26 protein-coding genes are annotated in these 23,226 nt (G+C 71.1%); 10 read left to right on the forward strand and 16 right to left on the reverse strand.

What is annotated here, in order from left to right:
- Positions 1 to 31: 31 nt before the first annotated feature.
- Complete coding sequence (locus tag ACFSC0_RS03975) at positions 32 to 1,210, reverse strand: aspartate aminotransferase family protein (protein WP_377280702.1); 1,179 nt, start codon at positions 1,208 to 1,210, stop codon at positions 32 to 34.
- Positions 1,211 to 1,453: 243 nt separating this feature from the next.
- Between ACFSC0_RS03975 and ACFSC0_RS03980 the strand changes: the two genes are divergently transcribed.
- A complete protein-coding gene (locus ACFSC0_RS03980; RefSeq protein ID WP_377280406.1) occupies positions 1,454 to 1,825 on the forward strand; it encodes a SpoIIAA family protein in 372 nt (123 codons plus the stop codon).
- A gap of 96 nt (positions 1,826 to 1,921) precedes the next feature.
- Here the strand turns inward: ACFSC0_RS03980 and ACFSC0_RS03985 are convergent, their stop codons facing one another.
- Positions 1,922 to 2,755, reverse strand: a complete 834-nt coding sequence (locus ACFSC0_RS03985; protein WP_377280405.1) for an ABC transporter permease — start codon at positions 2,753 to 2,755, stop codon at positions 1,922 to 1,924.
- Between the two features lie 226 nt (positions 2,756 to 2,981).
- Here ACFSC0_RS03985 and gcrA point away from each other — a divergent pair, with 226 nt between their 5' ends.
- Positions 2,982 to 3,485, forward strand: coding sequence for a cell cycle sigma 70 cofactor GcrA (gcrA, locus tag ACFSC0_RS03990; protein ID WP_377280404.1), 504 nt, complete (start codon positions 2,982 to 2,984; stop codon positions 3,483 to 3,485).
- Positions 3,486 to 3,555: 70 nt separating this feature from the next.
- Here the strand turns inward: gcrA and ACFSC0_RS03995 are convergent, their stop codons facing one another.
- Positions 3,556 to 4,863 carry a CHRD domain-containing protein gene (locus ACFSC0_RS03995; protein ID WP_377280403.1) on the reverse strand — a complete coding sequence of 436 codons (1,308 nt, stop codon included), beginning with the start codon at positions 4,861 to 4,863 and terminating at the stop codon, positions 3,556 to 3,558.
- A 180-nt stretch (positions 4,864 to 5,043) separates the two neighbouring features.
- On the opposite strand from ACFSC0_RS03995, the gene xseA reads away from it, so the two are divergent.
- Positions 5,044 to 6,489, forward strand: a complete 1,446-nt coding sequence (gene xseA, locus ACFSC0_RS04000) for an exodeoxyribonuclease VII large subunit (RefSeq protein ID WP_377280402.1) — start codon at positions 5,044 to 5,046, stop codon at positions 6,487 to 6,489.
- 28 nt (positions 6,490 to 6,517) lie between these two features.
- Positions 6,518 to 6,739, forward strand: a complete 222-nt coding sequence (locus tag ACFSC0_RS04005; protein ID WP_377280401.1) for a DUF2093 domain-containing protein — start codon at positions 6,518 to 6,520, stop codon at positions 6,737 to 6,739.
- An 81-nt stretch (positions 6,740 to 6,820) separates the two neighbouring features.
- On the opposite strand, the gene ACFSC0_RS04010 is transcribed toward ACFSC0_RS04005, so the two are convergent.
- Positions 6,821 to 7,786 (reverse strand): lysophospholipid acyltransferase family protein, encoded by a 966-nt coding sequence (locus ACFSC0_RS04010; RefSeq protein ID WP_377280400.1) that lies wholly within the window; start codon positions 7,784 to 7,786, stop codon positions 6,821 to 6,823.
- Positions 7,787 to 7,908: 122 nt separating this feature from the next.
- Between ACFSC0_RS04010 and ACFSC0_RS04015 the strand changes: the two genes are divergently transcribed.
- Both ACFSC0_RS04015 and hisN read left to right on the forward strand, forming a co-directional pair.
- The gene (locus ACFSC0_RS04015; protein WP_377280399.1) at positions 7,909 to 8,310 is read left to right on the forward strand and encodes a helix-turn-helix domain-containing protein; all 402 of its coding nucleotides are present in this window, start codon (positions 7,909 to 7,911) and stop codon (positions 8,308 to 8,310) included.
- 32 nt (positions 8,311 to 8,342) lie between these two features.
- Positions 8,343 to 9,161, forward strand: a complete 819-nt coding sequence (hisN, locus tag ACFSC0_RS04020) for a histidinol-phosphatase (protein WP_377280398.1) — start codon at positions 8,343 to 8,345, stop codon at positions 9,159 to 9,161.
- Positions 9,162 to 9,218: 57 nt separating this feature from the next.
- Here hisN and ACFSC0_RS04025 read toward each other — a convergent pair whose 3' ends face one another.
- The 4 genes from ACFSC0_RS04025 to ACFSC0_RS04040 all read right to left on the reverse strand — a co-directional run bounded on the left by ACFSC0_RS04025 (position 9,219) and on the right by ACFSC0_RS04040 (position 12,370).
- Positions 9,219 to 10,193 carry an alpha/beta fold hydrolase gene (locus ACFSC0_RS04025; protein ID WP_377280397.1) on the reverse strand — a complete coding sequence of 325 codons (975 nt, stop codon included), beginning with the start codon at positions 10,191 to 10,193 and terminating at the stop codon, positions 9,219 to 9,221.
- Positions 10,194 to 10,203: 10 nt separating this feature from the next.
- Positions 10,204 to 10,512, reverse strand: coding sequence for an SCP2 sterol-binding domain-containing protein (locus ACFSC0_RS04030; RefSeq protein WP_377280396.1), 309 nt, complete (start codon positions 10,510 to 10,512; stop codon positions 10,204 to 10,206).
- A 65-nt stretch (positions 10,513 to 10,577) separates the two neighbouring features.
- On the reverse strand, positions 10,578 to 11,471 hold the full coding sequence (locus tag ACFSC0_RS04035) for a class I SAM-dependent methyltransferase (protein WP_377280395.1): 894 nt from the start codon (positions 11,469 to 11,471) through the stop codon (positions 10,578 to 10,580).
- A 59-nt stretch (positions 11,472 to 11,530) separates the two neighbouring features.
- Positions 11,531 to 12,370, reverse strand: a complete 840-nt coding sequence (locus ACFSC0_RS04040; RefSeq protein WP_377280394.1) for a class I SAM-dependent methyltransferase — start codon at positions 12,368 to 12,370, stop codon at positions 11,531 to 11,533.
- Between the two features lie 418 nt (positions 12,371 to 12,788).
- Here ACFSC0_RS04040 and ACFSC0_RS04045 point away from each other — a divergent pair, with 418 nt between their 5' ends.
- Entirely contained in the window at positions 12,789 to 13,259 is a 471-nt protein-coding gene (locus ACFSC0_RS04045) for an Hsp20 family protein (RefSeq protein WP_377280393.1), read from the forward strand.
- A 64-nt stretch (positions 13,260 to 13,323) separates the two neighbouring features.
- On the opposite strand, the gene ACFSC0_RS04050 is transcribed toward ACFSC0_RS04045, so the two are convergent.
- From ACFSC0_RS04050 to ACFSC0_RS04060, 3 genes are all read right to left on the reverse strand, one after another.
- Positions 13,324 to 14,583 carry a pentapeptide repeat-containing protein gene (locus ACFSC0_RS04050; RefSeq protein WP_377280392.1) on the reverse strand — a complete coding sequence of 420 codons (1,260 nt, stop codon included), beginning with the start codon at positions 14,581 to 14,583 and terminating at the stop codon, positions 13,324 to 13,326.
- A 181-nt stretch (positions 14,584 to 14,764) separates the two neighbouring features.
- The gene (locus ACFSC0_RS04055) at positions 14,765 to 15,067 is read right to left on the reverse strand and encodes a UrcA family protein (protein ID WP_377280391.1); all 303 of its coding nucleotides are present in this window, start codon (positions 15,065 to 15,067) and stop codon (positions 14,765 to 14,767) included.
- Positions 15,068 to 15,142: 75 nt separating this feature from the next.
- Entirely contained in the window at positions 15,143 to 16,438 is a 1,296-nt protein-coding gene (locus ACFSC0_RS04060; protein ID WP_377280390.1) for a spinster family MFS transporter, read from the reverse strand.
- 373 nt (positions 16,439 to 16,811) lie between these two features.
- Between ACFSC0_RS04060 and ACFSC0_RS04065 the strand changes: the two genes are divergently transcribed.
- Positions 16,812 to 17,099 (forward strand): hypothetical protein, encoded by a 288-nt coding sequence (locus ACFSC0_RS04065; RefSeq protein WP_377280389.1) that lies wholly within the window; start codon positions 16,812 to 16,814, stop codon positions 17,097 to 17,099.
- Between the two features lie 41 nt (positions 17,100 to 17,140).
- On the opposite strand, the gene ACFSC0_RS04070 is transcribed toward ACFSC0_RS04065, so the two are convergent.
- Both ACFSC0_RS04070 and gpmA read right to left on the reverse strand, forming a co-directional pair.
- Positions 17,141 to 17,590, reverse strand: coding sequence for a deaminase (locus ACFSC0_RS04070; RefSeq protein WP_377280388.1), 450 nt, complete (start codon positions 17,588 to 17,590; stop codon positions 17,141 to 17,143).
- On the reverse strand, positions 17,587 to 18,300 hold the full coding sequence (gpmA, locus tag ACFSC0_RS04075; RefSeq protein ID WP_377280387.1) for a 2,3-diphosphoglycerate-dependent phosphoglycerate mutase: 714 nt from the start codon (positions 18,298 to 18,300) through the stop codon (positions 17,587 to 17,589). Before gpmA ends, ACFSC0_RS04070 begins: the two co-directional genes overlap by 4 nt.
- 109 nt (positions 18,301 to 18,409) lie before the next feature.
- Here gpmA and ACFSC0_RS04080 point away from each other — a divergent pair, with 109 nt between their 5' ends.
- Positions 18,410 to 18,655: a hypothetical protein gene (locus ACFSC0_RS04080; RefSeq protein WP_377355075.1), complete on the forward strand. Its 246-nt coding sequence runs from the start codon at positions 18,410 to 18,412 to the stop codon at positions 18,653 to 18,655.
- Positions 18,652 to 19,617, forward strand: coding sequence for a KpsF/GutQ family sugar-phosphate isomerase (locus ACFSC0_RS04085; protein ID WP_377280385.1), 966 nt, complete (start codon positions 18,652 to 18,654; stop codon positions 19,615 to 19,617). Before ACFSC0_RS04080 ends, ACFSC0_RS04085 begins: the two co-directional genes overlap by 4 nt.
- A gap of 4 nt (positions 19,618 to 19,621) precedes the next feature.
- Here the strand turns inward: ACFSC0_RS04085 and ACFSC0_RS04090 are convergent, their stop codons facing one another.
- From ACFSC0_RS04090 to ACFSC0_RS04100, 3 genes are all read right to left on the reverse strand, one after another.
- Complete coding sequence (locus ACFSC0_RS04090; protein ID WP_377355076.1) at positions 19,622 to 20,347, reverse strand: ankyrin repeat domain-containing protein; 726 nt, start codon at positions 20,345 to 20,347, stop codon at positions 19,622 to 19,624.
- 67 nt (positions 20,348 to 20,414) lie between these two features.
- Positions 20,415 to 21,290, reverse strand: a complete 876-nt coding sequence (locus ACFSC0_RS04095) for a helix-turn-helix transcriptional regulator (RefSeq protein WP_377280383.1) — start codon at positions 21,288 to 21,290, stop codon at positions 20,415 to 20,417.
- A gap of 61 nt (positions 21,291 to 21,351) precedes the next feature.
- Positions 21,352 to 23,160 (reverse strand): methyl-accepting chemotaxis protein, encoded by a 1,809-nt coding sequence (locus tag ACFSC0_RS04100; RefSeq protein WP_377355077.1) that lies wholly within the window; start codon positions 23,158 to 23,160, stop codon positions 21,352 to 21,354.
- Between the last annotated feature and the right edge of the window lie 66 nt (positions 23,161 to 23,226).

Consider the following 23,226-nt stretch of genomic DNA (forward strand, 5'->3'; position numbering starts at 1 on the left):
GCGGGGAGAGCGGAGGGATTGAGCGGGGCCGTTAGGCGGCGGCCCTGGCCTTCTGGCGGGCGGCCTCGCAGGCGCGTTCGAGCTTCTCGACGGCCTCGCGGGCTTCTTCGAGGGTGAGGACGAGCGGCGGCAGCAGGCGCACGCAGTTGTCGCCGCCGCCGGCCACCAGCAGGTGCGCATCGCGCGCGTGCTGCATGAACTCGCGGTTCGGCGTGGCGAGCTTGACGCCGATCAGCAGGCCCTTGCCGCGGATGTCGAGGACGACGTCGGGATAGCGCTCCTGCAGGCCGGAGAGCTGCTGGGTGAAGTAGCCGGCCACCTCACGGACGTGGGCCATCAGCTCGGGGCTGGCGAGCTCTTCCATGGCGGCCAGGCCCACGGCCATGGCCAGCGGATTGCCGCCGTAGGTCGAGCCGTGCGAGCCCACGCTCATGCCGGCGCCGGCCTCGGCGGTGGCCAGGCACGCGCCCACGGGGAAGCCGCCGCCGAGCGCCTTGGCGATGGCCATGATGTCGGGCGCCGCACCCTCCACCCATTCGTGGGCGAACAGCTTGCCGGTGCGTCCCAGGCCGCACTGGATCTCGTCGTAGATCAGCAGCGTGCCGGTCTCGTCGCAGAGCTGGCGCAGGGCCTTGAGGCTGGCTTCCGACAGGGCCCGAGCGCCGCCCTCCCCCTGCACCGGCTCGATGATGATCGCCGCCGTGGTCGGCCCCACCGCCGCGCGCAGCGCGTCGAGGTCGTCGTACGGCAGCTGGATGAAGCCGGGCAGGCGCGGTCCGAACCCTTCCAGGTAGGAGGCGTTCCCCGAGGCGTTCACCGCCGCGATGGTCCGCCCGTGGAAGCTGCCTTCGAAGCCGATGATGTCGACCCGCTCGGGCGCGCCCTTGGCCCAGTGATACTTGCGCGCCGTCTTGATGGCGCACTCGATCGCCTCGGCGCCCGAGTTGGTGAAGAACACCATGTCGGCGAAGGTCAGCTCGCAGAGCTTGGCCGCCAGCTTCTCCTGTCCGGGGATGGTGAAGATGTTGGAGACGTGCCAGAGCTTGTCGGCCTGGTCCTTCAGCGCCTGGACCAGCTTGGGATGGCTGTGGCCGAGCGCGTTGACCGCGATGCCCGCCAGGCAGTCGAGGTAGGCCTCGCCGTCGGCCGTGAAAAGTCGCGAGCCCTCGCCTCGCTCGAACGCCAGCGGAGCGCGGTTGTACACGCCCATGATGTGGTCGCTGGGAACGGGCGCGGCTTGCGTCGCGGTCTTTTCGGTCACGGGAGACGCCCTCCAAAAGACGAACATCCCCGCCGCGTGGCGACGGGGACTGGAAGGCTGCACCTTTTCGACGCACGGGGCCGGCCTGTCAATGACTTGGCGGCCACACCGGAACGCTCGTTCTGGGCGCCCGCCCCCTTCCGTTTCGAGAGCCGGCTTCGCTGGTTGGCGTCCGAGATGCGGAGTTGAGCCATGATCGAAGTCCTGCCGGCGCCCGACCACGTGCTGGCCTACCGCCTCGCCGGCCACGTCAGCGCCGCCGACTACGACCGGATCATCGAGACGGTGGAGGAGAAGCTGCGCGGCCACGAGACGGTGGGCGTGTTCGCCGACATGACCGGCTTCTCCGACATCAGCCCCGAGGCGATGATGAAGGACTTCCGCTACAGCCTGATGAAGTTCCGCGAATGGAGCCGCTTCCGCCGGGCCGCCCTGGTCACCGACAAGGCCTGGCTGAAGGCGCTGGTCTCCACCCTCGACCCCGTCATCCCCCAGGTCGAAGCGAGAGCTTTCGCCCCCGAGGAGCGCGAGGCGGCGATGCGCTGGGCGGCGGGGGAGAGCTAGGAGATGGGTGACAGGTAGGGCTTCGCCCAACCAGTCACCGGCGCGCTTCGGTGACTGGTTGCGCCGGCACGGCGCTACCTGTCACCGCGCCGAGCGCTACGTCTTCAGCTTGTACCCCGTCTCGAACATCCACAGGCACAGGCAGGTCAGCATGATCACCAGGCCGGCGGTCACGCCGACGCCGGTGAACAGGCTGCCCTCTGCGTGGCCGATGAAGCCGTAGCGGAAGCCGTCGATCAGATAGAAGAAGGGGTTGAAGTGGCTGGCCGTGCGGAACGGCTCGGGCAGCCGCTCGACGAGGTAGAAGGTGCCCGACAGGAAGGTCATGGGCATGACGATGAAGTTGGTGACCACCGCCATGTGGTCGAACTTCTCGGCCCACAGCCCGGCCATCATGCCCAGCAGGCCCAGGATCACGCTGGCGCCGGCGCCGAAGTAGAGCACCGCCCACAGGTGGGTGATGGGCAGGCCGGTGAACGGCAGCACCGAGACCCAGGTCACCGCCCCCACGACGATGCCGCGGGTGGCCGCGCCCAGGGCGAAGGCGGCCACATGCTCCGGCGGCGACAGCGGCGGGGTCAGGAAGTCGCCGATCAGCCCGTTCATCTTGGCCTGCAGCAGGCTCGACGATGAGTTGGCGAAGGCGTTGTTGAGGATGCTCATCATGATCAGGCCGGGCGCGACGAAGGTCGCGAAACCGATGCCCGGGACCGGCTGGCGGCTGGCGCCCACCGCGACCACGAAGATCATCATGTAGAGCAGCGCCGTCACCACCGGCGCGGCCAGCGTCTGCATCCCCACCTTCCAGAACCGCCGGATCTCCCGGAGATAGAGGGTGCGGAACCCGGCCCAGTTGACGCCGTGATAGTCGCGCGGCGCGGGCGGGATGACGGCCTCCACGAGGGCCACGTCGTCGGGGACGTCCTTCATGAGGCTGATGTGCGCCCAAGCAGGCCGCGCCGCAAGAGTGCGGCAGGGCGCCGCAACATCTTGTTCCTGTGGATGAACAGCATGGCGCCTATTGTGGTCGTTAACGGCTTGTTTACGATATCTAGTGGTTGCTGAGAGATGAATTGGATCGGCGCCACAAGATGTTGATCCAGGGGGCTGCGCGGGGCGGCGCCTGGGGGCTCGAGTAGATCGCTGGGAGGCGGACATGGGCTGGACGGACGAGCGGGTCGAGATTCTGAAGAAGCTCTGGCAGGACGGCCTTTCGGCCAGCCAGATCGCCAAGCAGTTGGGCGGGGTCACCCGCAACGCTGTGATCGGCAAGGTGCACCGCCTGGGCCTGTCGGGCCGCGCGGCGCCCTCCAAGCCCGCCCGGCCAGCCTTCAAGGCGCCCCGTCCGGCGCCGCGCGCCGCCGCGCCCGCCGCCCCGCGCCGCATCGCCCAGCCGCTGGCGGTCGCCCGGCCGGCCCCGGAGCCGGTGCGCTACGTGGACGAAGCGCCCGGCACGGCCACCGTGCTGACCCTGGGCGCCCACATGTGCAAGTGGCCGATCGGCGATCCCGCCAGCGAAGAATTCACCTTCTGCGGGCGCCGCGCGTCCGACAGCCCGTACTGCGTGGAGCACCAGCGGGTCGCCTACCAGCCGGCCCAGACCGGCAAGAAGAAGGCGACCGCCACCGAGCTGGCCCGCTCGCTCCGCCGTTACCTTTAGTAGCGTCGCGTCCTCCAAGACTGGGCGCTCCAGCCTTCGGGCCGGAGCGCCCTTTTTCGTATGGGACGCCTCAGACGTAGACGAACCAGTCGCTCGGCAGGCTGGCCGCCGAGACGCCCTGCAGCGTCAGGGTGTTTCCGCCGCCGAAATCGACGACCGCGCCGCCCGCCCCCTGGCTGAGGGTGAACTGGGTTCCCGCGGCGATCCGGACCTCGTCCCCCTCCCCGGCCCTGAAGTTCACGATCACGTCGGCGCCGGTCCCGGCCACGAAGGCGTCCGCGCCGGATCCGCCGAGGTAGGTGTCGTTCCCCGCCCCACCGTCGAGCGTGTCGTTGCCCGAGCCCCCGGAGAGCCAGTCGTTCCCGGTCCCGCCGGCCAGGGAGTCGGCGCCGGACCCGCCGTCGGCCTCGTCGTCGCCCTCGCCGCCGACCAGGGTGTCGTTGCCGGAGTCCCCCAGAAGATCGTCGTTCCCCGCCTCGCCGAACAGCCGATCGTTGTGGGCGCCGCCGCCAAGGGTGTCGTTCCCGCCGGCCCCGAACAGATCGTCGCGGGCCGACGTGCCGGACAGCCGCTGGGCGGCCGTCGAGGTGGAGAAGATGAAGTCCGCCGCCTCGAGATCGGCCTCGCTCACCCGGTCCAGCCGCACGGTGTGCGACTGCCCGCCCCGCCAGACGGTGAACTGCGCCGAGCCGTTCACGTCGGCGAGCAGGACCTGCATCGTCGCCCAGTCGCCGATGCCGGCGGCGCTGACGTCGATGCGGTCGAGCCCCTCGTCCTGCTGGATCAGCTGGCCGCGGATCTCACCGGCCGGGAAGGCCGGGGTGTGGAAGTTGATGTAGATCTCGTCGTTCAACAGGTCGGGGATCTTGGCCGTGAGGGTGGTGTTGAAGCCCTCGTTGGCGTCCCATTCGCCGCTGATCGTTCCGCCGACGCCGGGGCCGTTGACGGTGACGGTGTCGCCGTCGAGGTCGTTGAACGGCAGGCCCCGGAAGCCGTAGACCACGCCGCCGGATGCGCCCGCCGGCGCATCGTGCAGGTGGGCGGCGCCCACGTTGTCGTTGGGGTTGTCCGGCGTCTGGGCGCCGGTGAAGTCCAGGCCCTGGACGGTGGCGGTGAACAGCAGCGCCGTCCCGCCGCGCAGCAGGTGCGCCTCCACCGTGCCGGTCGCCGCCGAACCGGTGCCGCCGGGCGGGGTCGTCTCCTGCGCCCCCGTGATCGGCCCGCCGAAGTAGATGCTGCCGAAGTCGGCGATGGTGGTGAAACTCGACCCGCCGCTGGGATCGAACACGAAGGTGTCGTGGCCTGCGCGGCCGACGACCGTATCGCCGTTGGTGAGGGGCAGGATGTCCGCCCCGGGTGTGCCGGTGATCAACGCCATGTCGTCAACTCCCTTGGACAGAAGCCAGAAACGGAACACGCGTCGGCGGCACGCTATGCTTGAGCTGCCCGGGAGTCCCAGGTCCGATAACAACGTTCGATCAACTTACCGCGATTGGTTCTTCGCCCGCGGCGACCCGTCCCGTTTGGGCCGAAGCGGGCGAGCGGCTACCCTGGCGCCATGACCGACGCAGCGGCCGACGAGGCCTCTTCCAACGCCCGCCCCTACTCCGTCTCCGAGCTGGCCTTCGCGCTGAAGCGGACGCTCGAGGACGCCTATGGCTTCGTGCGGCTGCGGGGCGAGCTCTCCAAGGTCACCCACCACTCCAACGGCCACGTCTATCTGACCATCAAGGACGAGCGGGCGGCGATCGACGGCGTCGTCTGGAAGGGCTCGGTGCGGGGGCTGAAGTGCCGGCCCGAGCAGGGGCTGGAGGTGATCGTCACCGGCAAGATCACCGCCTACCCGGCCGGCTCGCGCTACCAGATCGTCATCGAGACCATGGAGCCGGCCGGGGTCGGCGCCCTGCTGGCCCAGCTCGAGAAGCTGAAGGGCCGGCTGGCCGCCGAAGGACTGTTCGAGCGCGAGCGGAAGAAGCCGATCCCGGCCATGCCGGCGACCATCGGGGTGATCACCAGTCCGACGGGCGCGGTGATCCGCGACATCCTGCACCGCATCCGCGACCGCTGGCCTTGCCGGGTGGTGGTCTGGCCGGTGGTGGTGCAGGGCGATGCGGCCGCCGCCCAGGTCTGCGCGGCCATCAACGGCTTCTGCGCCCACGGGGGCGAGGGGAAGATCCCCAGGCCCGACGTACTGATCGTCGCCCGCGGCGGCGGCTCGGTGGAGGACCTGTGGCCCTTCAACGACGAGCAGCTGGCCCGCACGGTCGCTGCGTGCGCCATCCCGCTGATCTCGGCCGTGGGCCACGAGACCGACACCACCCTGATCGACTTCGTGTCCGACCGGCGGGCGCCGACGCCCACGGCGGCGGCCGAGATGGCCACGCCCGTGCTGGCCGAGCTGCGCGCGGCGGTGAACGACCTGTCGGCGCGAATCCACCGCTGCGGCGGCCGGGTGGTGGAGGACCGCAAGGGCCGCGTCGAGGCGGCGGGCCGCAGCCTGGCGCGCATCCCCGACCTGGTGGAGATGGCCGGCCAGCGGTTCAACATCGCAGCCTCCAAGCTCTCGGCCGGCCTGACGCGCAACGTCGACGCCCACGAACGGGACCTCGTGCGCGTCGCCTCGCGCCTGTCGCCGCACCTTCTGGAGCGGCCGCAGCGGGTGCAGCTCGACCGGCTGAACGCCCTCTCATCGCGCCTCGCGCCGGCCGTGGAGCGCAAGCTGGACCGCGCGGTGGAGCGACTGGCGAGCCTGGAGAAGCTCAGGGTCTCCCTGAACCCCGACCGGCCGCTGCGGCTCGGCTTCGCTCGGGTCCACCGGCCGGACGGCTCGCTGGTCACCGCCGGCGCGCAGCTCTCGGCCGGCGACCCGGTGGCGCTGGTCTTCCAGGACAAGGAGAACGTCCGCCACGCCGTCGTGGACGGGGCCGCGCCCGAGCCCAAGCCGGCCCGCGCCGCCCGCCCGAAGGCGCCGCCGGCGCCCGCCACGCAGGGCGATCTGTTCTGAGACGCCTCGAAGGACTAAATAGCGGCCCATGAACGCCCACGACCGCGAGCTCTCCGCCGGCGACATCGCCACCGTCCACTACGGCGACGGCGAGTTCGTCGTGCTGAAACCGGGCCGCTACGTGGTCTGCGCCGTCAGCGGCGTGAAGATCCCTCTGGAAGCCCTCCGCTACTGGAACCCCGCAACCCAGGAAGCCTACGCCGGCCCGGCCGAGGCCCTGCAGCGGTGGAAGGAACTGAACGGGGCGTAGTGCAGATGCTCCCCCACAGGGGGAGCTGTCGCGAAGCGACCGCGGGGGTTCAAAGGCGCTGACTCAGCGCGGCCGACCAGCTCAGGGGGTGTGAACCCCCTCCACCGCTTCGCGGTCCCCCTCCCCCTGCGGGGGAGCATTTTTCCGATACACCTCGTTCGGCCAGCGCTTGTGGACCCACCACCACTCGTGCGGCCGCTCGACGATGCGCGCCTCCATGAAGGCGTTGACCTGGCGGACCGCGGCCTCGAGGTCGGCGGCGCGGTCGCCGGTCTCGGCCAGGTGGATCGGCTCGTGCACGACAACGCGGAAGCGGGCCCCCTTCGTGCGCTGGACGCTCATCGGCTGCAGCGGGGCGCCGAAGCGCAGGGCGAACTTGGAGGGCCCGGGGGCGGTGTGGGCCAGGTGGCCGAAGAACGGCGCGGCGATCCCCCCGTTGAACTTCTGGTCGTTCATCAGCGCGACGGACTCGCCACGGCCCATGGCTTTGATGATGTCGCGGGCCCCCTCCTCGCCCTTCGGCGCGAAGTCCCGAACGCCGTAGCGCCAGCGGCTCTTGCGGAAGCGCGTCTCGATGTAGGGGTTGTTGGCCGCCCGGTAGGTGATCTGGCACTTCACGCCGGAGTTGACGATCACCGCGCTCATCACCTCCATGTTGGAGAAGTGGCCGGAGATGAAGACCACCGGCCCGGCGCCGTCGGCGATCTGGCGCAGGCGCTCGGCGTTGACGATCTCGACCCGCGACGGATCGCCGATGATCCGGTCGAGCATCGGGTGCTCGAAGAAGAACCGGCCCAGGCTCTCCCACTGCTCGGCGATCAGCTTCGCCTTACGGTCGGGCGGCATGTCGGGGAACACCAGCTCGATGTTCCGCTCGACGATCCGCTGGGTGCCGGTCAGCGGGCCGATGGTCTTCACCAGCCAGCCGCCGAAATTCGACACCGTATCCACCGGCAGCAGCCGGATCAGGCCCACGAAGATGTCGAAGGCCAGGGCCTCGAGGCGCCACAGCAGGTCTTGGGCGAGGGAGGGGCGCGGTTCGGCCATCGCCCCTTAGGTGGCGCCGCCCGATGCGCCGCGCAACGCGAACCCGCGCTCGCGTGGCGCGCGACTTGCCGCCGAAAGCCCGGACCGTCCCGGTTTGGGACGAGGGCAGGGAAGTAACCGATATGCGTCCGAAGAACATGGGTAGCGAGATCGACATCCATCTGGGCAAGCGGCTGCGCCGGCGCCGGCGGCTGCTCGGGCTGACCCAACAGCAGCTGGCCGGCGCCTGCGGCGTGCGTTTCCAGCAGATCCAGAAGTACGAGTGCGGCGCGAACCGCATCTCGGCCGCCCGCCTGTGGCAGCTGTCCGAAGCGCTGCAGGTGCCGGTGGCCTACTTCTACGACGGTCTGTCCGAGCAGGAGCGCAACGCCGCCGAGGCCAAGATCGCCGAGGACGCCGGCGAGGTGCTGTCCCGCAAGGAGACCCTCGACCTGATCCGCGCCTACTACCAGCTCGACGAGCGGCCGCGCCGCCGGCTTCTGGATCTGGCCAAGTCGCTGCACGGCGAGACCGAAGGCCACTGACGCCGCGCCGGGAGGTGGGGTAAAGCGGGCCCATGCCCGCTGATCCCGCCCCCGACCAACTCGCCGAACTCGACGCCTTCCTGCTGGAGCTGAACCGGGCTTCGGCGGAGGTGATCCTGCCCCTGTTCCGGGCCGCCCACGGCCTCGTCGACAAGGGCGGGGCCAAGGGGTTCGATCCGGTCACCGAGGCCGACAAGGGCGGCGAGGCGGCGATCCGCAAGCTGATCGCCGAGCGCTACCCCGACCACGGCGTCATCGGCGAGGAGTGGGGCGAGGACCGGCCGGACGCCGAATGGGTCTGGGTGCTGGATCCGGTGGACGGCACCCGCGCCTTCATCTCCGGCCTGCCGCTGTGGACCACGTTGATCGGCCTGCGCTTCCAGGGCCGGCCGGTGCTGGGCTCGATCGGCCAGCCGTACCTGGGCGAGGTGTTCGTAGGCCACGCCGGCGGCGCGCGCCGCATCGGGCGGGAGGGGACGAGCCCGCTGCGGGTGCGCGAGTGCCCGAACCTGACCGACGCGATCATCGCCACCACCGACCCCGAAGGCTGCTTCGACGGCGCCGAGCTGGGCGCCTGGCGCCAGGTGCGGGCCGCCGCGCGCCTCGCCCGCCTGGGCTGCGACGCCTACGCCTACGCCATGGTGGCCGCCGGGACGATGGACCTGGTCGTGGAGGCCGGCCTGAAGTCCTGGGACATCGACTGCGCGATCCCGCTGATTGCCGGGGCCGGCGGCCTGGTCACCGACTGGCGCGGCGCCCCGCTGGGCAACGACGGCGGCCAGGTCGCCATCGCCGGCGACCGCCGCTGCCTCGAGGAGGCGCTGGTGGCGCTGAAGCGCAGCGCGAAATAGCGCTCCACCCTACCTCACCCGCGAAACGGCGGGAGGTAGGAGCGCCAGCAAGGATTGCTATTCCCCCGCCGCCGCCAGGGGCCGGGCCGCCACCTGGTCGGCCAGCGCGTCGAACTCGCGCCAGAACACCGCGCGCCGCTCATCGGTCTCCTGCAGGATCTCGTGGAAGGCGCCGGGAACACGGACGAGCCGCCCCTTCGGCAGGCCGCGGACGACGATGTCCTGTCCGCGGTTGTCGATCACCTTCTCCTCGCCGGCCTGGCAGATGGTGACAGGGATGGTGACGCCCTTCAGGTTCTCCGGCTTCTGGAGGTAGGCGGTGGCCTTGAAGGCGAAGTCGAGCCAGCCCCAGGTGACCGGCCCCAGCGCCAGGTCCGGGTGCGTCTTGATGAGGGCGCAGTTGCGGGCGTAGCGGGCCGGATCGTGGGTCAGCTTGTTCTTGGCGAAGTCGTTCTCGAACGGATCGCCCGGCCCGCCGACGTAGTCCTCCAGCCGCTTGAGGCGCACCCGCCGCCCGAGCAGCAGATCCACCAGCAATCGCGGCGCAGGCTTGGTGGTCAGCGCCAGCATGGGCGCGGAGAGCACGGCGCCGGCGAACTTGGCCGCCTGGCCCTTGGCCAGCGCCAGCAGGGTCAGGCAGCCGCCCATCGAGTGTCCCACTGCGAGCCAGGGCTTCGGCAGCCTCTGGCCGTAGGCGGCCAGCAGGCAGTCGAAATCGGTCACGAAATCGTCGAAGCCCGCGGCGTGGCCCTTCAGCCGGTCCGGCAGCAGCCGCTCGGAAAGACCCTGGCCCCGCCAGTCGTGGGCCAGCACCACGAAGCCGCGATCCAAGAGCTCGCCGATGGTCTCGTAGTATTTCTCGACGACCTCGGTCCGGCCGCCGCTCAGCACCACCGAGCCGCGCGGCGGGCCGTTGGGCGTGAACAGGGCCGCGCGCATGCGCGCGCCGCCGGCGCCTGCGAACCATTCGGCCGCGCCGCCCGGCGGGGCCGGGTTGTCGGGCGTCTCGAGCAGCGGAGCCGGCTCGGCCATGCGGCCTCCTCTAGGCGAGCTTGGAGAACAGCGCCTGGATCTTGGGCTGCAGCTGCATCGCCAGGCCCATGTTGGACAGCTTCATCTTGCCGGTCATGATCGCCGCCATCGGGTCGAGCTTGCGCTTGCCCAGCGCCTCGAGGTCCTTGAGGCTGATGGTGACGGTCAGGTCCGCCGGCCGGTCCTCGTTGGTCACCTGGGCGCCGTCAACGTGGATGACGCCGGCGTCCTTCAGGTTCAGCTTCACGCTGTGCCCCAGCCCCTCGCCCTGCGCCATCGCGGTCTTCAGGCGATCAGTGAGCTCTTCGAGCGTCGGCATGTCGATTCCTCAATAGACTGAAGGAAGCAATAGCCCGGCTCGCGGGAAGCGTCAGCGCCCCATTTCTACCCCGGCTTCACGAACCGCAGGGTCATCCGGTCGCTCTCGCCGATGGCGTCGAACTTGGTGCGGTCGAAGGCCGGATCGTCCGGCTGGCCGCGCGGCGAGGTGCGGCGCACGGGCGGCAGGGTCCAGACGCCGAAGGGATGGTCCTTGGTGTCGTTCGGGTTGGCGTTGATCTCGCTGGCCGCCTGCAGCACGAAGCCGGCCTCCTGGGCGAGCTGGACGACGTAGTCCTGCTGGACGTAGCCGTCGGCGGCCAGCGGGTCCTGCACGCCGCCGGGATTGGCCCGGTGCTCCTCGATCCCCAGCACGCCGCCGGGCTTGAGGGCCAGGAAGGCGTCACGGAAGGCCTTCTCGGCGATGCCGGCGGCCATCCAGTTGTGCAGGTTGCGCAGGAAGAGGGCCATGTCGGCCGAGCCCGCCGGGGCCACCGGCCCGCTGGTCAGGCCGAAGGCGGTGACCTCCACCTGACCGTAGAGCTTGGGGTCGGCCTCCAGCTTGCGGCGGAAGGCGTTCACCACCTCGCGGGAGGCTTCGTCGGTCGGCTGCAGGTTGGCGGCGTAGAGCTTGCCGCCGGTGGCCGCCAGGAAGGGGGCGAGGATGTCGGTGTACCAGCCGGCGCCCGGCCAGAACTCGACCACCGTCATCCCCGGCTTCAGCCCGAAGAACTCCAACGTCTCTCGCGGATGGCGCCAGGCGTCGCGCCCCTTGTCCTGGGCGCTGCGCCAGTCGCCGGCCACCGCCTCGGCCAGGCTCATCCCGCCCCGCTTCGGCGCCGGCGCCTTGTCCGGCGCGGACTTCGCCTCCTCGGCCGGACGGCCGCAGGCGGCCAGGGCCGCGGCTCCGAAAAGCACAAGGCTGCGCCGGGACAGGCCGGGCGCCCAATGACGTCGCATGGCGTCTCCTGATGTTCGGCGCCCCCGCCCGGAACTAACGCCCGAGCGGGGCAGGGTCATCAGCCAGGCTTGCGGAACCGCAGCGTCATACGGTCGCTCTCGCCGATCGCGTCGTACTTGGCGCGTTCGGCCTCGGTGAGGGCCGGCTTGCCCTCGCCCGAAGAGCGCCGGCTCGGCGGCAGGGTCCAGACGCCGAAGGGATGGCCCTTGGTGTCCTTCGGATTGGCGTTGACTTCGGACTGGGCCTCCAGCTTGAAGCCGGCCTTCTCGGCCGCGGCCACCACGTTGGCCACCGAGACGTAGCCGTCGCGGGCGCCCTCGACCTGGGGCTGGGGATCGGACCGGTGCTCCTCGACCGCCAGGATTCCGCCGGGCTTCAGCACCGCGTGGAAGTCCTTCATCGCCTTGTCGAGCATGCCGGGCTGCCACATCCAGTTGTGGATATTGCGGGCGGTGATGACCATGTCGGCCGAACCGGCGCGGCCGAGCGGGCCCGACTGGGCGCCAAAGCCGGCGTACTGGATCTTTCCGAACGTCGCCTCGTCCGCGTACTTGGCCTCGAAGGCGGCGCGCGCCTTCTTGGCCGCTTCCGGAAGGTTGGGGTTGGACAGGTCGGCCGCGGTGGCGACGTAGGTCCCGCCGGTGGCCTTGGCGTAGGGCGCCAGGATCTCGGTCCAGTAGCCGGAGCCGGGCGAGACCTCGACCACCGTCTGGTTCGGCTTCAGGCCCCAGAAGGTGAGCGTCTCGTAGGGATGGCGGTGCTCGTCGCGGGCCTTGTGCTCGGCCGAGCGCTGGGGACCTGCGATCGCCGCCTTCAGCGCATCGTCGGCCATCGCCGGCGGCGCGCCGGCGATCAGCGCGCCCGCGAACGCGGCGGCGGCGAGGGTGCGTAGGGACATTGTGGGCCTCTCCCGGTTGTCTTGTTCTGGCGCGACCATTCCGGCGCGGCGTTGCAGTGATATTGCGATGCGGCCGAGGTGGCGAGGTCCTTTCCCTCCCCTTCCGGGGAGGGTGGACGCGAGCGCAGCGAAGCGGACGGGTGGGGGAGCGACGCCCCTGCGGCAGGCTAGACGACCAGCGCCTGCTCGGCTCGACACTCCCCGACCCCGCGAGGCTTCGCATCGCCGGCCCTCCCCTGAAGGGGAGGGAAGGGTTGTTTTCGCTCGGCTTTCCGCCCCTTGAAACGCTCGGGACCCCTCCCCACCTGTACCGTCGAAGGCGCTGGATGTCCGGGCCTTCTCGGGCGCCGACGAGGCCGATGCGGCTCGTCTCAAGCCCGGTCAACGCAACCTTGCTTATGAAGAAGGATGTGACCTGATGCGTACCCTCGACTTCTCTCCCCTCTATCGTTCCGTGGTCGGGTTCGACCGGCTCGCCAACCTGCTCGAGACCGCCGCGGCCGACGCGGCGAGCGGCTATCCGCCCTACAACATCGAGCGCACCGGCGAGAACGACTACCGCGTCGAGATCGCGGTCGCCGGCTTCCGCCCTGAGGAACTGAACATCGAGGTCAAGGAGAACCTCCTGACCGTTCAGGGCCGCAAGGCCGCCAACGACGACCAGCGCCGCTTCCTCCACCGGGGCCTGGCCGAGCGCAACTTCGAGCGCCGGTTCCAGCTGGCCGACTATGTGGTGGTGACCGACGCCAGCCTGGCCGACGGCCTGCTGTCGATCTCGCTTCGCCGCGAGCTGCCGGAAGCCCTGAAGCCGCGGACGATCCAGATCAGCACCGGCCGGCCCGAGCAGCCGACCCTGATCGAAGGGGAAACGGCCGAAAAGGCCGCCTGAGCCTAGCGCTCCGGATGACTGTCGAGGGGCGGGGCCGCAAGGCCTCGCCCCTTTTGTCTTGATCTCAGATGACGCCGTCGAGGCCGCGGGCCCCGTCGCGGCGGGCGCCGGTGACGTCCACCAGCTTCAGCATTGCGCCGCTGAAGTTGGCGCGCGACAGGTCGGCCTCGGCGAGCACCGCCTGGCGCAGGTCGGCGCGGGCGAGGTCGGCGTTCTTCAGGCTGGCGCCGGTCAGGTTGCACGGCAGCACCCGGTCGGCGGTGATCAGCAGCGGCCCCATCTGGGCCTCCCTAAGGTCGGCGCCGGCCAGTTTGGCGCCCACCAGCCGCGCCCCGCGCAGGTCCGCCCGGCGCAGGTTGCAGGCCCGCAGGTCGGCGTTCTCCAAGTGGGCCCCCTGCAGCTGCACCCCGCCCATGTCGAGGCCGTAGAAGGTCGCACCCTTGGCCGAGAGCGCCGTCAGGTTGAAGCCGCGGATCGATTCCAGGGCCCGCAGGTCGGCCCCGTCGAACACCGACGGCTTGCCCTCGGCCCCGCCGGTCTCGCACCAGCGGGCGTGGTCGCGGATCATGGTCTTGTAAGGCAGGTCCTCGACCGCCTTGCCGGCCGGAGCGTCGGTCAGCACGCCGGTCATGTCCGCCTGGGTGACGTTCCACGACAGGGTTTTGGCGCCCACCAGCACCGCGTCGGTGAGGTTGGCCCCCGCCAGGTCCGCGCCGGAGAGGTCCGCGCCGGCGAAGTTCACGCCGGTGAAGTTGGCCTGCTTCAGGTTCGCCCGGACGAGCTTGGCGTCCTTGAGCACCGCGTCGGTGAAGTCGGCCTTGGTGGCGACGACGCCGGACAGGCGCGAGCGTTCCAGATTGGCGCCGGCCAGGATGGCGCCCTGCACCTCGCCGGCCCGCGGCATCGCCTCCAGCACCCGCAGGCCCTTTTCGCGGTCCGGCAGGGCGATGGAGCCTTCGCGCAGGTCGGCCTCGAAAAGGTCCGCGCCGGTCAGGTTGGCGCCGCGCAGGCAGGCGCCGCGCAGGTCGGCGCGGCGCAGCGAGGCGTCGGTCAGGTCGGCGTTCTGCATGTCCGCGCCGAACAGATTGGCGTGGTCGAACCGGGCGCCCTTGAGGTTGCAGTCGGCCAGGATCACGCCGGTCATGTCGGCGTCGCAGAGGTTCTTGCCCGAGAGGTCGAGGCCCGAGAGGTCCATCCAGGCGAACACCGCGCGGGCGCCGCCGGGCCGCGAAGTCCACAGCCGGTCGTGCTTGGCGCAGATGACCTCGACGTCCGCCTGGGTCAGGCGTCGTAGCTGGGTCGGGCTGGGCCTGGCGTCGAGCACGGGTTCCGGTCCATCGAGGGCGAGACGGTCCCGTTTTAGCGGCAGGCGATTAACGGTCTGCTGACGCCTTAACCATGCGGCGCCCAAAAGGTGGGGAGGCGGTCGGCCGGCGACCGTCGCCTCCCCTTCGAGTCGAGCCCTGTTGGGGGCCTTGCTCCGCGCCGGGAGGGCCGGCGCGAAATCAGTCGGCGGCGGCGTAGCTGCGCGGGGCGGGCGTGAGCTGGGCCTGCGCCCTCGCCTGGGCCGCCTTGCGGCATCGCCAGGCGTTCACCGCCGCCCGCGGCAGGAGCGGCGTCAGCGGCTGGGCGCAGAGCCGCGACGCCGCCGCCCGGATCCGGCGGCCGGCGATCGCCTGCCCCTTCGGCGTGGCGAGGTCCAGATCGGACAGGGCGACGGTCTCGGCGACGGCGGTCTGGCCGAGCGCCGGGGCGGCGGGGAGCGCCAGGACGAGCGACGATGCGGCGATCAGCAGGTGGGCCTTCATGGCGGCCTCGCAGGAACTTACATGCGTAGTCTCAGCCAGAGATTACGCATGTAATTCCCCCTGTCAAGGCACGGCTCAGGCGGCGGCCAGCCTCCGATCGCGCTGGATCGAGCGCGAGGCCAGGTAGTGGGCGAGGATGGTCAGGGCGATCACCGGCACGAGGGCCGCCAGCCCGACCTGCAGCGAGCGCTCGCCGAACGCGCCCGCGGCCCGGTCGCTGACCATGCCGACGAACACCGGCCCGCCGCCCAGGCCGATGATGTTGAGGATGAACAGCAGGATGGCCCCGGAGACGGTGCGCATGGCCGGCGGCACGGCGTTCTGGACCACCGCCAGGGCCGGCGCGAGGTACATGTTGTTGAGCAGCGCGGGGCCTGCGAAGCACAGCACCGCCAGCTGCCAGGTCGGGGCCAGCAGGAAGCCGATGAAGAAGGGGATTGAGGCGGCGAAGGCCAGGGCCGGCACGTAGGCGTACCAGCGCGGATTGAGCCGGCTCAGCCGGTCCACCATCCAGCCGGCGCCGAAGGTCCCGATGGCCCCGGTGATCCCCAGGACCAGGCTGTAGTAGAGGGCCACCTCCTCCAGCCCCATGCCCTTGACCCGGATCAGGAACGGCGGGGCCCAGGTCAGCACCGCATAGCCGACGAAGGCCGACAGGCCGCTGGAGAGGGCGGTGATCACCAGCGTGCGGTTGCGGAAGAAGCGGCCGACGGCGGCGAACAGCGGCGGCGTCGGCTCGTGCGCCGTCTGCCCCTCCGCCAGGGCGTCCAGCGCCCCGCGCTTGGGCTCGCGCACGACGATCAGCAGGAGCAGCGCCAGCAGCACGCCGGGCAGACCCACCGCATAGAAGGCCGTGCGCCAGCCGTAGTTGGCGGCGATCCAGCCGCCCGCAGCCGAGCCCACCATCGAGCCGAACGGCACCCCCAGCGAGTAGAGGGCCAGCGCCTTGCCGCGATCCTGAGGGGCGAAATAGTCCGAGATCAGCGAGTAGGACGGCGGCGAGCCGCCCGCCTCCCCCACCGCGACCCCGATCCGGTAGATCAGCAGCTGGACGAAGTTGTTGGCCAGGCCGCAGGCGGCGGAGAACAGGCTCCAGATCGCACAGGCGGCGGCGATGATCCGCACCCGGTTCGCCCGGTCGGCCAGCCAGGCCACCGGGATGCCGAAGCCGGTGTAGAAGATCGCGAACGCCAGGCCGGTGAGCACGCCGAGCTGGGTGTCCGACAGCCCCAGGTCCTTGCGGATCGGCTCGGCCAGGATCGACAGGATCTGCCGGTCCAGGAAGTTGAAGGTGTAGACCACCATCAGGATGGTCACCACCAGGTAGCGGTAGCCGGCCGATCGCTCGGCGGGCAGGCTGGCTGCGATCATCGGCGCGGATCTCCCCCCGGCGCGGCCTCTTTGCGGGCCTCCAGGGGAGAAGCATTGCACGCTCACGCGGCCGTTCGCAAAGCGGCGTTCGGTTACGGCGCTGGGGTCCCGCCGACGTTTTTGACGCTCGCGCTGAATTTGGCGGTTACGTCAGAGCCGGATGAAGTAAGTCGGCGCCAGCGTCAGAATGTAGCCAAAATGATCTCTTGCCTTGAAAGGTGATGATCAGTTGATCACCCGCCTTTTCTTTCAATAACGAAACAAGGACTTCATGGATTTGTCGCCTGAATCGTCTATTCAGAGCTCCAGACGCTCAGTCCGCTTAAGAAGCGTCCGTAGGGAGGAGTTTCAACAGCAGTTGGGAACTCCAGATATGATCAAGTCCATCACCCTTTCCGCCCTCCTCCTCGCCGCCGCCGCCCTTCCGGCCCAGGCGCAAGAGATCCGCGTCAGCGTCGCCGGCAAGTCGGCCGACGCCGTCCAGGCCGAGCTGCGCGCCGCCGCCCAGGCGGTCTGCAAGCGCGACAAGGCCGACGGCCCCTCGCCGCTGGAAATGCAGCTGAACGCCAATTGCGCGCGCAAGGCCTACCGCACCGCGCTCGCCGACTGGCAGAACACCCAGCTGGCGAAGGCCCCGACCGAACAGCTGGCCGCCCGCTAAACGGAACAGGGCGGGGCGCGCAGGCGCTCCGCCCGCCTCCCTCACGGCTCGAGGGTGCGCGGCGCGTAGTCGGCGTAGAGCGCCGCCTCGGCTTCCGCCGCCAGCAGGCCGATCTCGACAGGAATCCCGGCCGCCGTCAGCCGCTGCCCGCCGCGCCCGGCGGCGTAGTCGGAGGCGTCGGTGCAGGCCACGACGACCCGGGCCACCCCCGCCTGCGCCAGCCGCTCGGAGCAGGAGGCGATCGGCGTCGAGCGCCGCCCGCAGGGCTCCAGGGTCACGTAGGCGGTCGCGCCCCGTGCAGCCTCGCCGGCGGCTTCCAGGGCCTGCTCCTCCGCATGCGGGCGCCCGCCGGCGGCGGTGGCGGCCTCGCCGACCACCTTGCCCTCCTTGACGATCACGCAGCCGACCGAGGGGTTCACGCCCGTCGTGCCGAGCGCCGCCCGCGCCACGGCGATGGCGCGGCGCATGAAGGCCTCGTCGGCGCCGCTCACGCGGCCTGCGGCAGCGGCTGGGCGCGGGCCTCGTCGAGGTAGCGCGCCGAGCGGGGCTTCAGGCTCTCGTCGAGCTCGATCACGAGCGGATTGCCGGTGGGGATCTCGACCCCGATGATCGCCTCGTCGGAGAGGTTGAATAGCAGCTTGACGATGGCCCGCAGCGAGTTGCCGTGGGCCGCGATCAGCAGCGTCTCGCCGGCCCTCAGGTGCGGGGCGATCTCGGCGTCCCAGTAGGGCTGCACGCGCTCCAGCGTCGTCTTCAGGCTCTCGGTCGAGGGCAGGCTCGCGCCGGCGTAGCGGCGGTCCTTGGAGAAGTCGTGCTCGCCGCCCGGCGCCAGCGGCGGCGGCGGAATGTCGTAGGAGCGGCGCCAGAGCTTCACCTGCTCCTCGCCGTGCTTCTCGGCGGTCTCGGCCTTGTTGAGGCCGGTCAGGCCGCCGTAGTGCCGCTCGTTCAGCCGCCAGTCGTTGACGACAGGCACGAACACCTGGCCGGCGGCCTGCAGCGCCAGCCACAGCGTGCGGATGGCGCGCGTCAGCACGGAGGTGTAGGCCCGGTCGATGTGGATGCCGGCGGCCTTGATCAGCTCGCCGCCCTTCTTCGCCTGGGCCTCGCCCTCGGGCGTCAGGTCCACGTCCACCCAACCGGTGAAGCGGTTTTCCAGGTTCCACTGGCTCTGGCCGTGACGGAGCAGGACGAGGGTGGGCAAGGCTTCGCGACCTCCGGGGGTGGTTCGAGGCCTCGCGGCCTAGGGCCCGATGGCGCAGGGGTCAAGGCCCGGCTTGGTGCGACGCACGCGGAGCGGCTATATCCCGCCCATGTTCTCCCGCCTGTTCTTCCCGATGATCGGCCTGGTGGCCGCCGGCCTGATCGGCCTGGCCATGGTCTGGCCCCAGGGTCTCGGCGCCCGCTCGCCCGGCCCCTTCGGCGAGACCCCCTACCAGCAGCGCCCGGAGGTCCAGGCCGCGATCCGGCGTCAGCACGAGGCCGCCATGGCCGAGGCCGAGCGCGCCCGCCAGGCGGTCAGCGACCTCCAGGCCCAGGCCGTGGCCCCGACCGAATGAGCGGGTTCGACGCAGGCGCGGTGGCGCGCCGGGTCCTGGGGACCGAGGCCGACGCGCTGCGGGCGCAGGCCCAGGCGCTGGACGGCGCCTTCTCGGCCGCCGTCGACGCCCTGTTCGCCGCCAGGGGCCGGATCATCTGCACCGGCATCGGCAAATCGGGCCACGTGGCGCGCAAGATCGCGGCCACCTTCGCCTCCACCGGAACGCCGGCCATCTTCGTCCACGCGGTCGAGGCCAGCCACGGCGACCTGGGCATGATCGGCGCCGACGACGCCATCCTGTGCCTGTCGAAATCGGGCGAGAACCGCGAGCTCGCCGACGTCCTGGCGTACGCCAAGCGGTTCCACATCCCGCTGATCGCGCTGACCGCGCGCCCCGACAGCGCGCTGGGCAAGGCCGCCGACGTGGTGCTGCAGCTGGTGGACGCGCCCGAGGCGACGGCCGAGCTGTCCGCCCCCACCACCTCGACGACCCTGCAGATCGCCCTCGGCGACGCCCTGGCCGTGGCGCTGCTGGAGCGGCGCGGCTTCAAGGCGAGCGATTTCCACGTCTTCCACCCCGGCGGCAAGCTCGGCGCCATGCTGAAGACCGTCGGCGACCTGATGCACCGGGCCGACGAACTGCCGCTGGTCGCCGAAGGCACGCCGATGCCTCGCGCACTGCAGGTGATGAGCGAGAAGAACTGGGGCGTGATCGGGGTCACCGACGCCGCGGGCCGGCTCTCGGGCGTGATCAGCGACGGCGACATCCGCCGCCACGTGGACGGCCTGCTCGCCGCCACGGTCGAGCAGGTGATGACCCGTGGGCCCCGCAAGATCGCGCCGACCAGCATGCTCGCCTCCGAGGCCCTGGCCCTGATGAGCGACCCGCCGCCGGCCGTGACCGTGCTGTTCGTCGTCGAGGAGGGCCGCCCTGTCGGCCTCCTGCAGATCCACGACCTGGTCCGCGCCGGGGTGATGTAGCGGACTACCCCAGGCCGTCCAGCAGCTCTGCGATGCGGGCATGGCCGCGCGCGGCGGCCAGGTCGCGCGGCGAGCGGCCGTCGCGGCGCAGCGCCTTCGGGTCGGCGCCCGCTTGAATCAACGCCCGGACCATCGCCTCTTCCCCCAACTGCGCCGCCTCGTGCAGCGGTGTCGACCCGTCGTCCAGGCGCGCGTTGACGTTCGCCCCGCGGGCGATCAGCCGCTCCAGCGTCGCCATCCGGCCGCCGAGGATGGCCTGGACGATCGGCGGCGAGAGGAAGACGCCGGCCGCCGGCGCATCGAGGTCCGCGCCCCGGTCCGCCAGCGCATCCACCAGCGCCGCATCTCCGACGTAGGCGGCGTAGTGCAGGAGCGTCCGGCCGTTCGGCGTGGCTGTCTTGACGAGCTGCGGGTCCGCGGCGATCGCCGAGACCACCTGCGCCCGGCGGCCGAGCAGGCAGGCTTCGACGAGGTCGGGCTCGCTGATCCGCCGGGCGATCAGGGCGAACACCGGGTTGTCCTCCGGCCGCTGGAATCCGATCCCCAGGCGCTTGAAGGCGGCCGCCACCAGGGGCGTTGCGCCGCTCGCATCGCGCGCCCGCAGCAGGGCCGGATCGGCGCCGATCAGGCGTTCGACCCCGGCCGCGTCGCCGGCGCGGATCGCGGCGAACAGTTCGGCCTGCGGCTCGGCCTGGGCGAGGCCGGCGCTCAGCGAGACAGCAGCGGTCAAGCCGAGAAGGTGTGGGCGGCGCATCGGCTCCTCCAGAGAGGCGCCAGGATGGCCCGCGGACGGCGGCTCAGCTTGTCCGCAATTGCGGTTTCGCGCGCCACTGGCTGGGCGGAACGCCGAACCGCCGGCGGAAGGCCCGCGAGAAGGCGGCCAGGTCCCGATAGCCCGCGTCCAGCGCCAGGTTCGTGAGGCTCGGCGCCCCGCGGGCCAGCCGCTCCGCCGCCCGCTCGAGCCGGACCCGCCGATGATAGGCGCCGGGCGCCATCCCGAACACGTCGCGGAACCTGCGCAGGAAGTGGTATTTCGAGAGGTTGGCGGCCGCGGCCATCTCGTCGAGGCTGAGCTCGCCATCCGCCCGCGCCTCGATGAAGCGTCGGGCCAGGGACAGCCGCCGCAGCAGCTCCTCCCGCTGACGGCTGCGCAGGCCCGCGATCCGCAAGTGCGCGATCCCGGCCTCGGCGCCGACCGCCACCGACAGCAGATCAGCCAGGACCTCGTCGACCTGGGAGCCCTCCAGGGCGCCGGCGTCGCGCCGGGCGCGCAGCGCGGCGAGCGCCCGCGCCAGCCCCGGTCCGGGGCGGTGAAGGAAGTCGGAGAACGCCGGCGAGGCGGCGGTGTCGGGCGCATCCAGCAGCCGCGCCTCGGGGGTGAGGGCGCCGGCCCAGGCGCTGCGCACCTCGGCCTCGGCGAAGAAGGCCGCGGTGATGCGGGTGCGGGCCGGATCGGTCACTTCGAAGGCGTAGGGCTCGCCGGCGTTGACGACCACGAACGCCAGGCCGTCGAGCTGCAGCGGACGCCCGGTCCGCCAGAACCGCGCCGGCGCCCCCTCGAAGTACTTCAGGGAGTAGCCGGCCGTCCCCTCGAACGCGGCATGGTGCACCGGGCCGTGGATCAGCTCCCCGCCGGCCGAGCCATAGAACCTGCGCCGTCGCCCGCTCCGCACCGTGTCGGCCGCTCCTCGGGAAGGAGGTTACGGCCGCCGCGGTTGGCGGTAAAGCGAGGCCTCAGGCGGCGCCGCGACGGGCCGCGACCACCTCGAGCTGCGGCCGGCTCGCCGCGGCGCGTTCCTCGATCTTGAACCGGCTGACGATGCGCGCCAGCTGGTCGGTGTCCTGGGCCATGGCGCGGCTGGCGGCGGTGCTCTCCTCGACCATGGCCGCGTTCTGCTGGGTGACGCTGTCCATCTGCTGGACGGCCAGGTTCACCTCCTGGACGCCCGAGGCCTGCTGCTGCGCGGAGGCGGCGATCTCGGTCACCAGGCCGTGAATCTCGGCGATGCGGGCGACGATCTGGTCCAGCACCTCGCCGCTGCGGGAGACCAGCTCCACCCCGGTCCCCACCTGGGTGGCCGAGCTGTTGATCAGCGACTTGATCTCCTTGGCCGCGTCGGCGGACCGCTGGGCGAGCGCGCGCACTTCCGAGGCGACCACCGCGAAGCCGCGCCCGGCCTCGCCGGCGCGGGCGGCCTCGACCCCGGCGTTCAGCGCCAGGAGGTTGGTCTGGAAGGCGATCTCGTCGATGACCCCGATGATCTGGCCGATGGAGCTCGAGGAAGTCTCGATGGCGGCCATGGCGGCGGTCGCCTCCTGCATCACCCCGCCGCTCTCCTGGGCGGCGGCCTTGGCCTCGGCGACGATATTGGCGGCGGTCTTGGCCCCGTCGGCGGTGCGCTTCACCGTCCCGGCGATCTCCTTCACCGCCGCGGCGGTCTCTTCCAGGCTGGCGGCCTGGTGCTCGGTGCGGCGCGAGAGGTTGTCGGCGGCCTCGGAGATCTGGGCGGCGCCGTTGCGGATCGCCAGCACGCTCTGGACGACGCCCGTCATGGCGTTCTGCAGCTGGCCCATGGCGGCGTTGAAGTCGGCCTTCAGCTTGCCGTACTGGCCCGGGAACTCAACGGCGATGCGGAACGTCAGGTCGCCCTCGGCCATCCGCTCCAGGCCGCCGGCCAGGGCGTCGACCACCACCGACTGCTCGCGCGCCGCCGCGGCCTCGGCCTCCAGGCGGCTGGCGCGCTCGGCCTCGGCGGCGTCGCGCTGCCGGCGCGCCTCGCCCTCCAGCCGGATCTTCTCGATGGCGGCTTCCTTGAACGTCAGGACGGCCTTGGCCATCAGGCCGATCTCGTCGCCCCGGTCGGTCGCCGGAATCTCGACGGTGTTGTCGCCGCCGGCCAGCTTGCGCATCGCCACCGTCAGCCCCTTGGCCGGCGCCGCGATCGCGCGGGTCAGGCTGAACCAGGCCACAAGGCCCAGCAGCGCGGCGGCCGCCAGGCCGATCGCCAGGGCCAGCTTCAGCTGAAGTGCGGCCGCTTCCATGCGCGCCGACCGCTCGGCCAGCCGCGCGTCCTCGCGCTTCTGCAGGGTCTCCAGCGCCGTCTCGAGCGGCGCGATCTTGGTGTCGGCGATGCCGTCGGAGCTGACCATGGCCACCGCCTGGGCGTGCGTCGCCGGGTCCGCCGCCAGCAGCTCGCCGGCCTCGACGATGTCGCGCCACCAGATGTCGGCGGCAGCCTCCGCGTCGTCGATCAGCTTCAGGTCCTCGGGCGAGCCGGCCTCGAGCTCGCGCAGCTTGGCGAGGGTCGCCTTCAGGCTGGCGCGGTGTTTGCGGACCCGCTCGGAGTAGTAGGCGTCGCCGGAGAGCAGCAGGCCGCGGAAGCTGTTCTCCTGGCGCAGGGTGTAGAAGTTCGCCGCCCCGATGGCCGCGATCGCCCGGTGCGACTGGTCGTTGTCGCGGCGCGCCGCCTCCACAACCTGCAGATTCGAGACGACGACGGCGGCCACGATCACCAGCGTCAGGATCATCGCACCGAAAGCCATCGCCAGCTTTCGCGAGACGGTGATGCTGTTGAGAATATTCACAAACTTCCCCACCCCAAGTGCGGA

The organism is Phenylobacterium terrae, assembly GCF_042681205.1.
In the GTDB taxonomy this organism is placed as follows: Bacteria; Pseudomonadota; Alphaproteobacteria; order Caulobacterales; family Caulobacteraceae; genus Phenylobacterium; species Phenylobacterium terrae.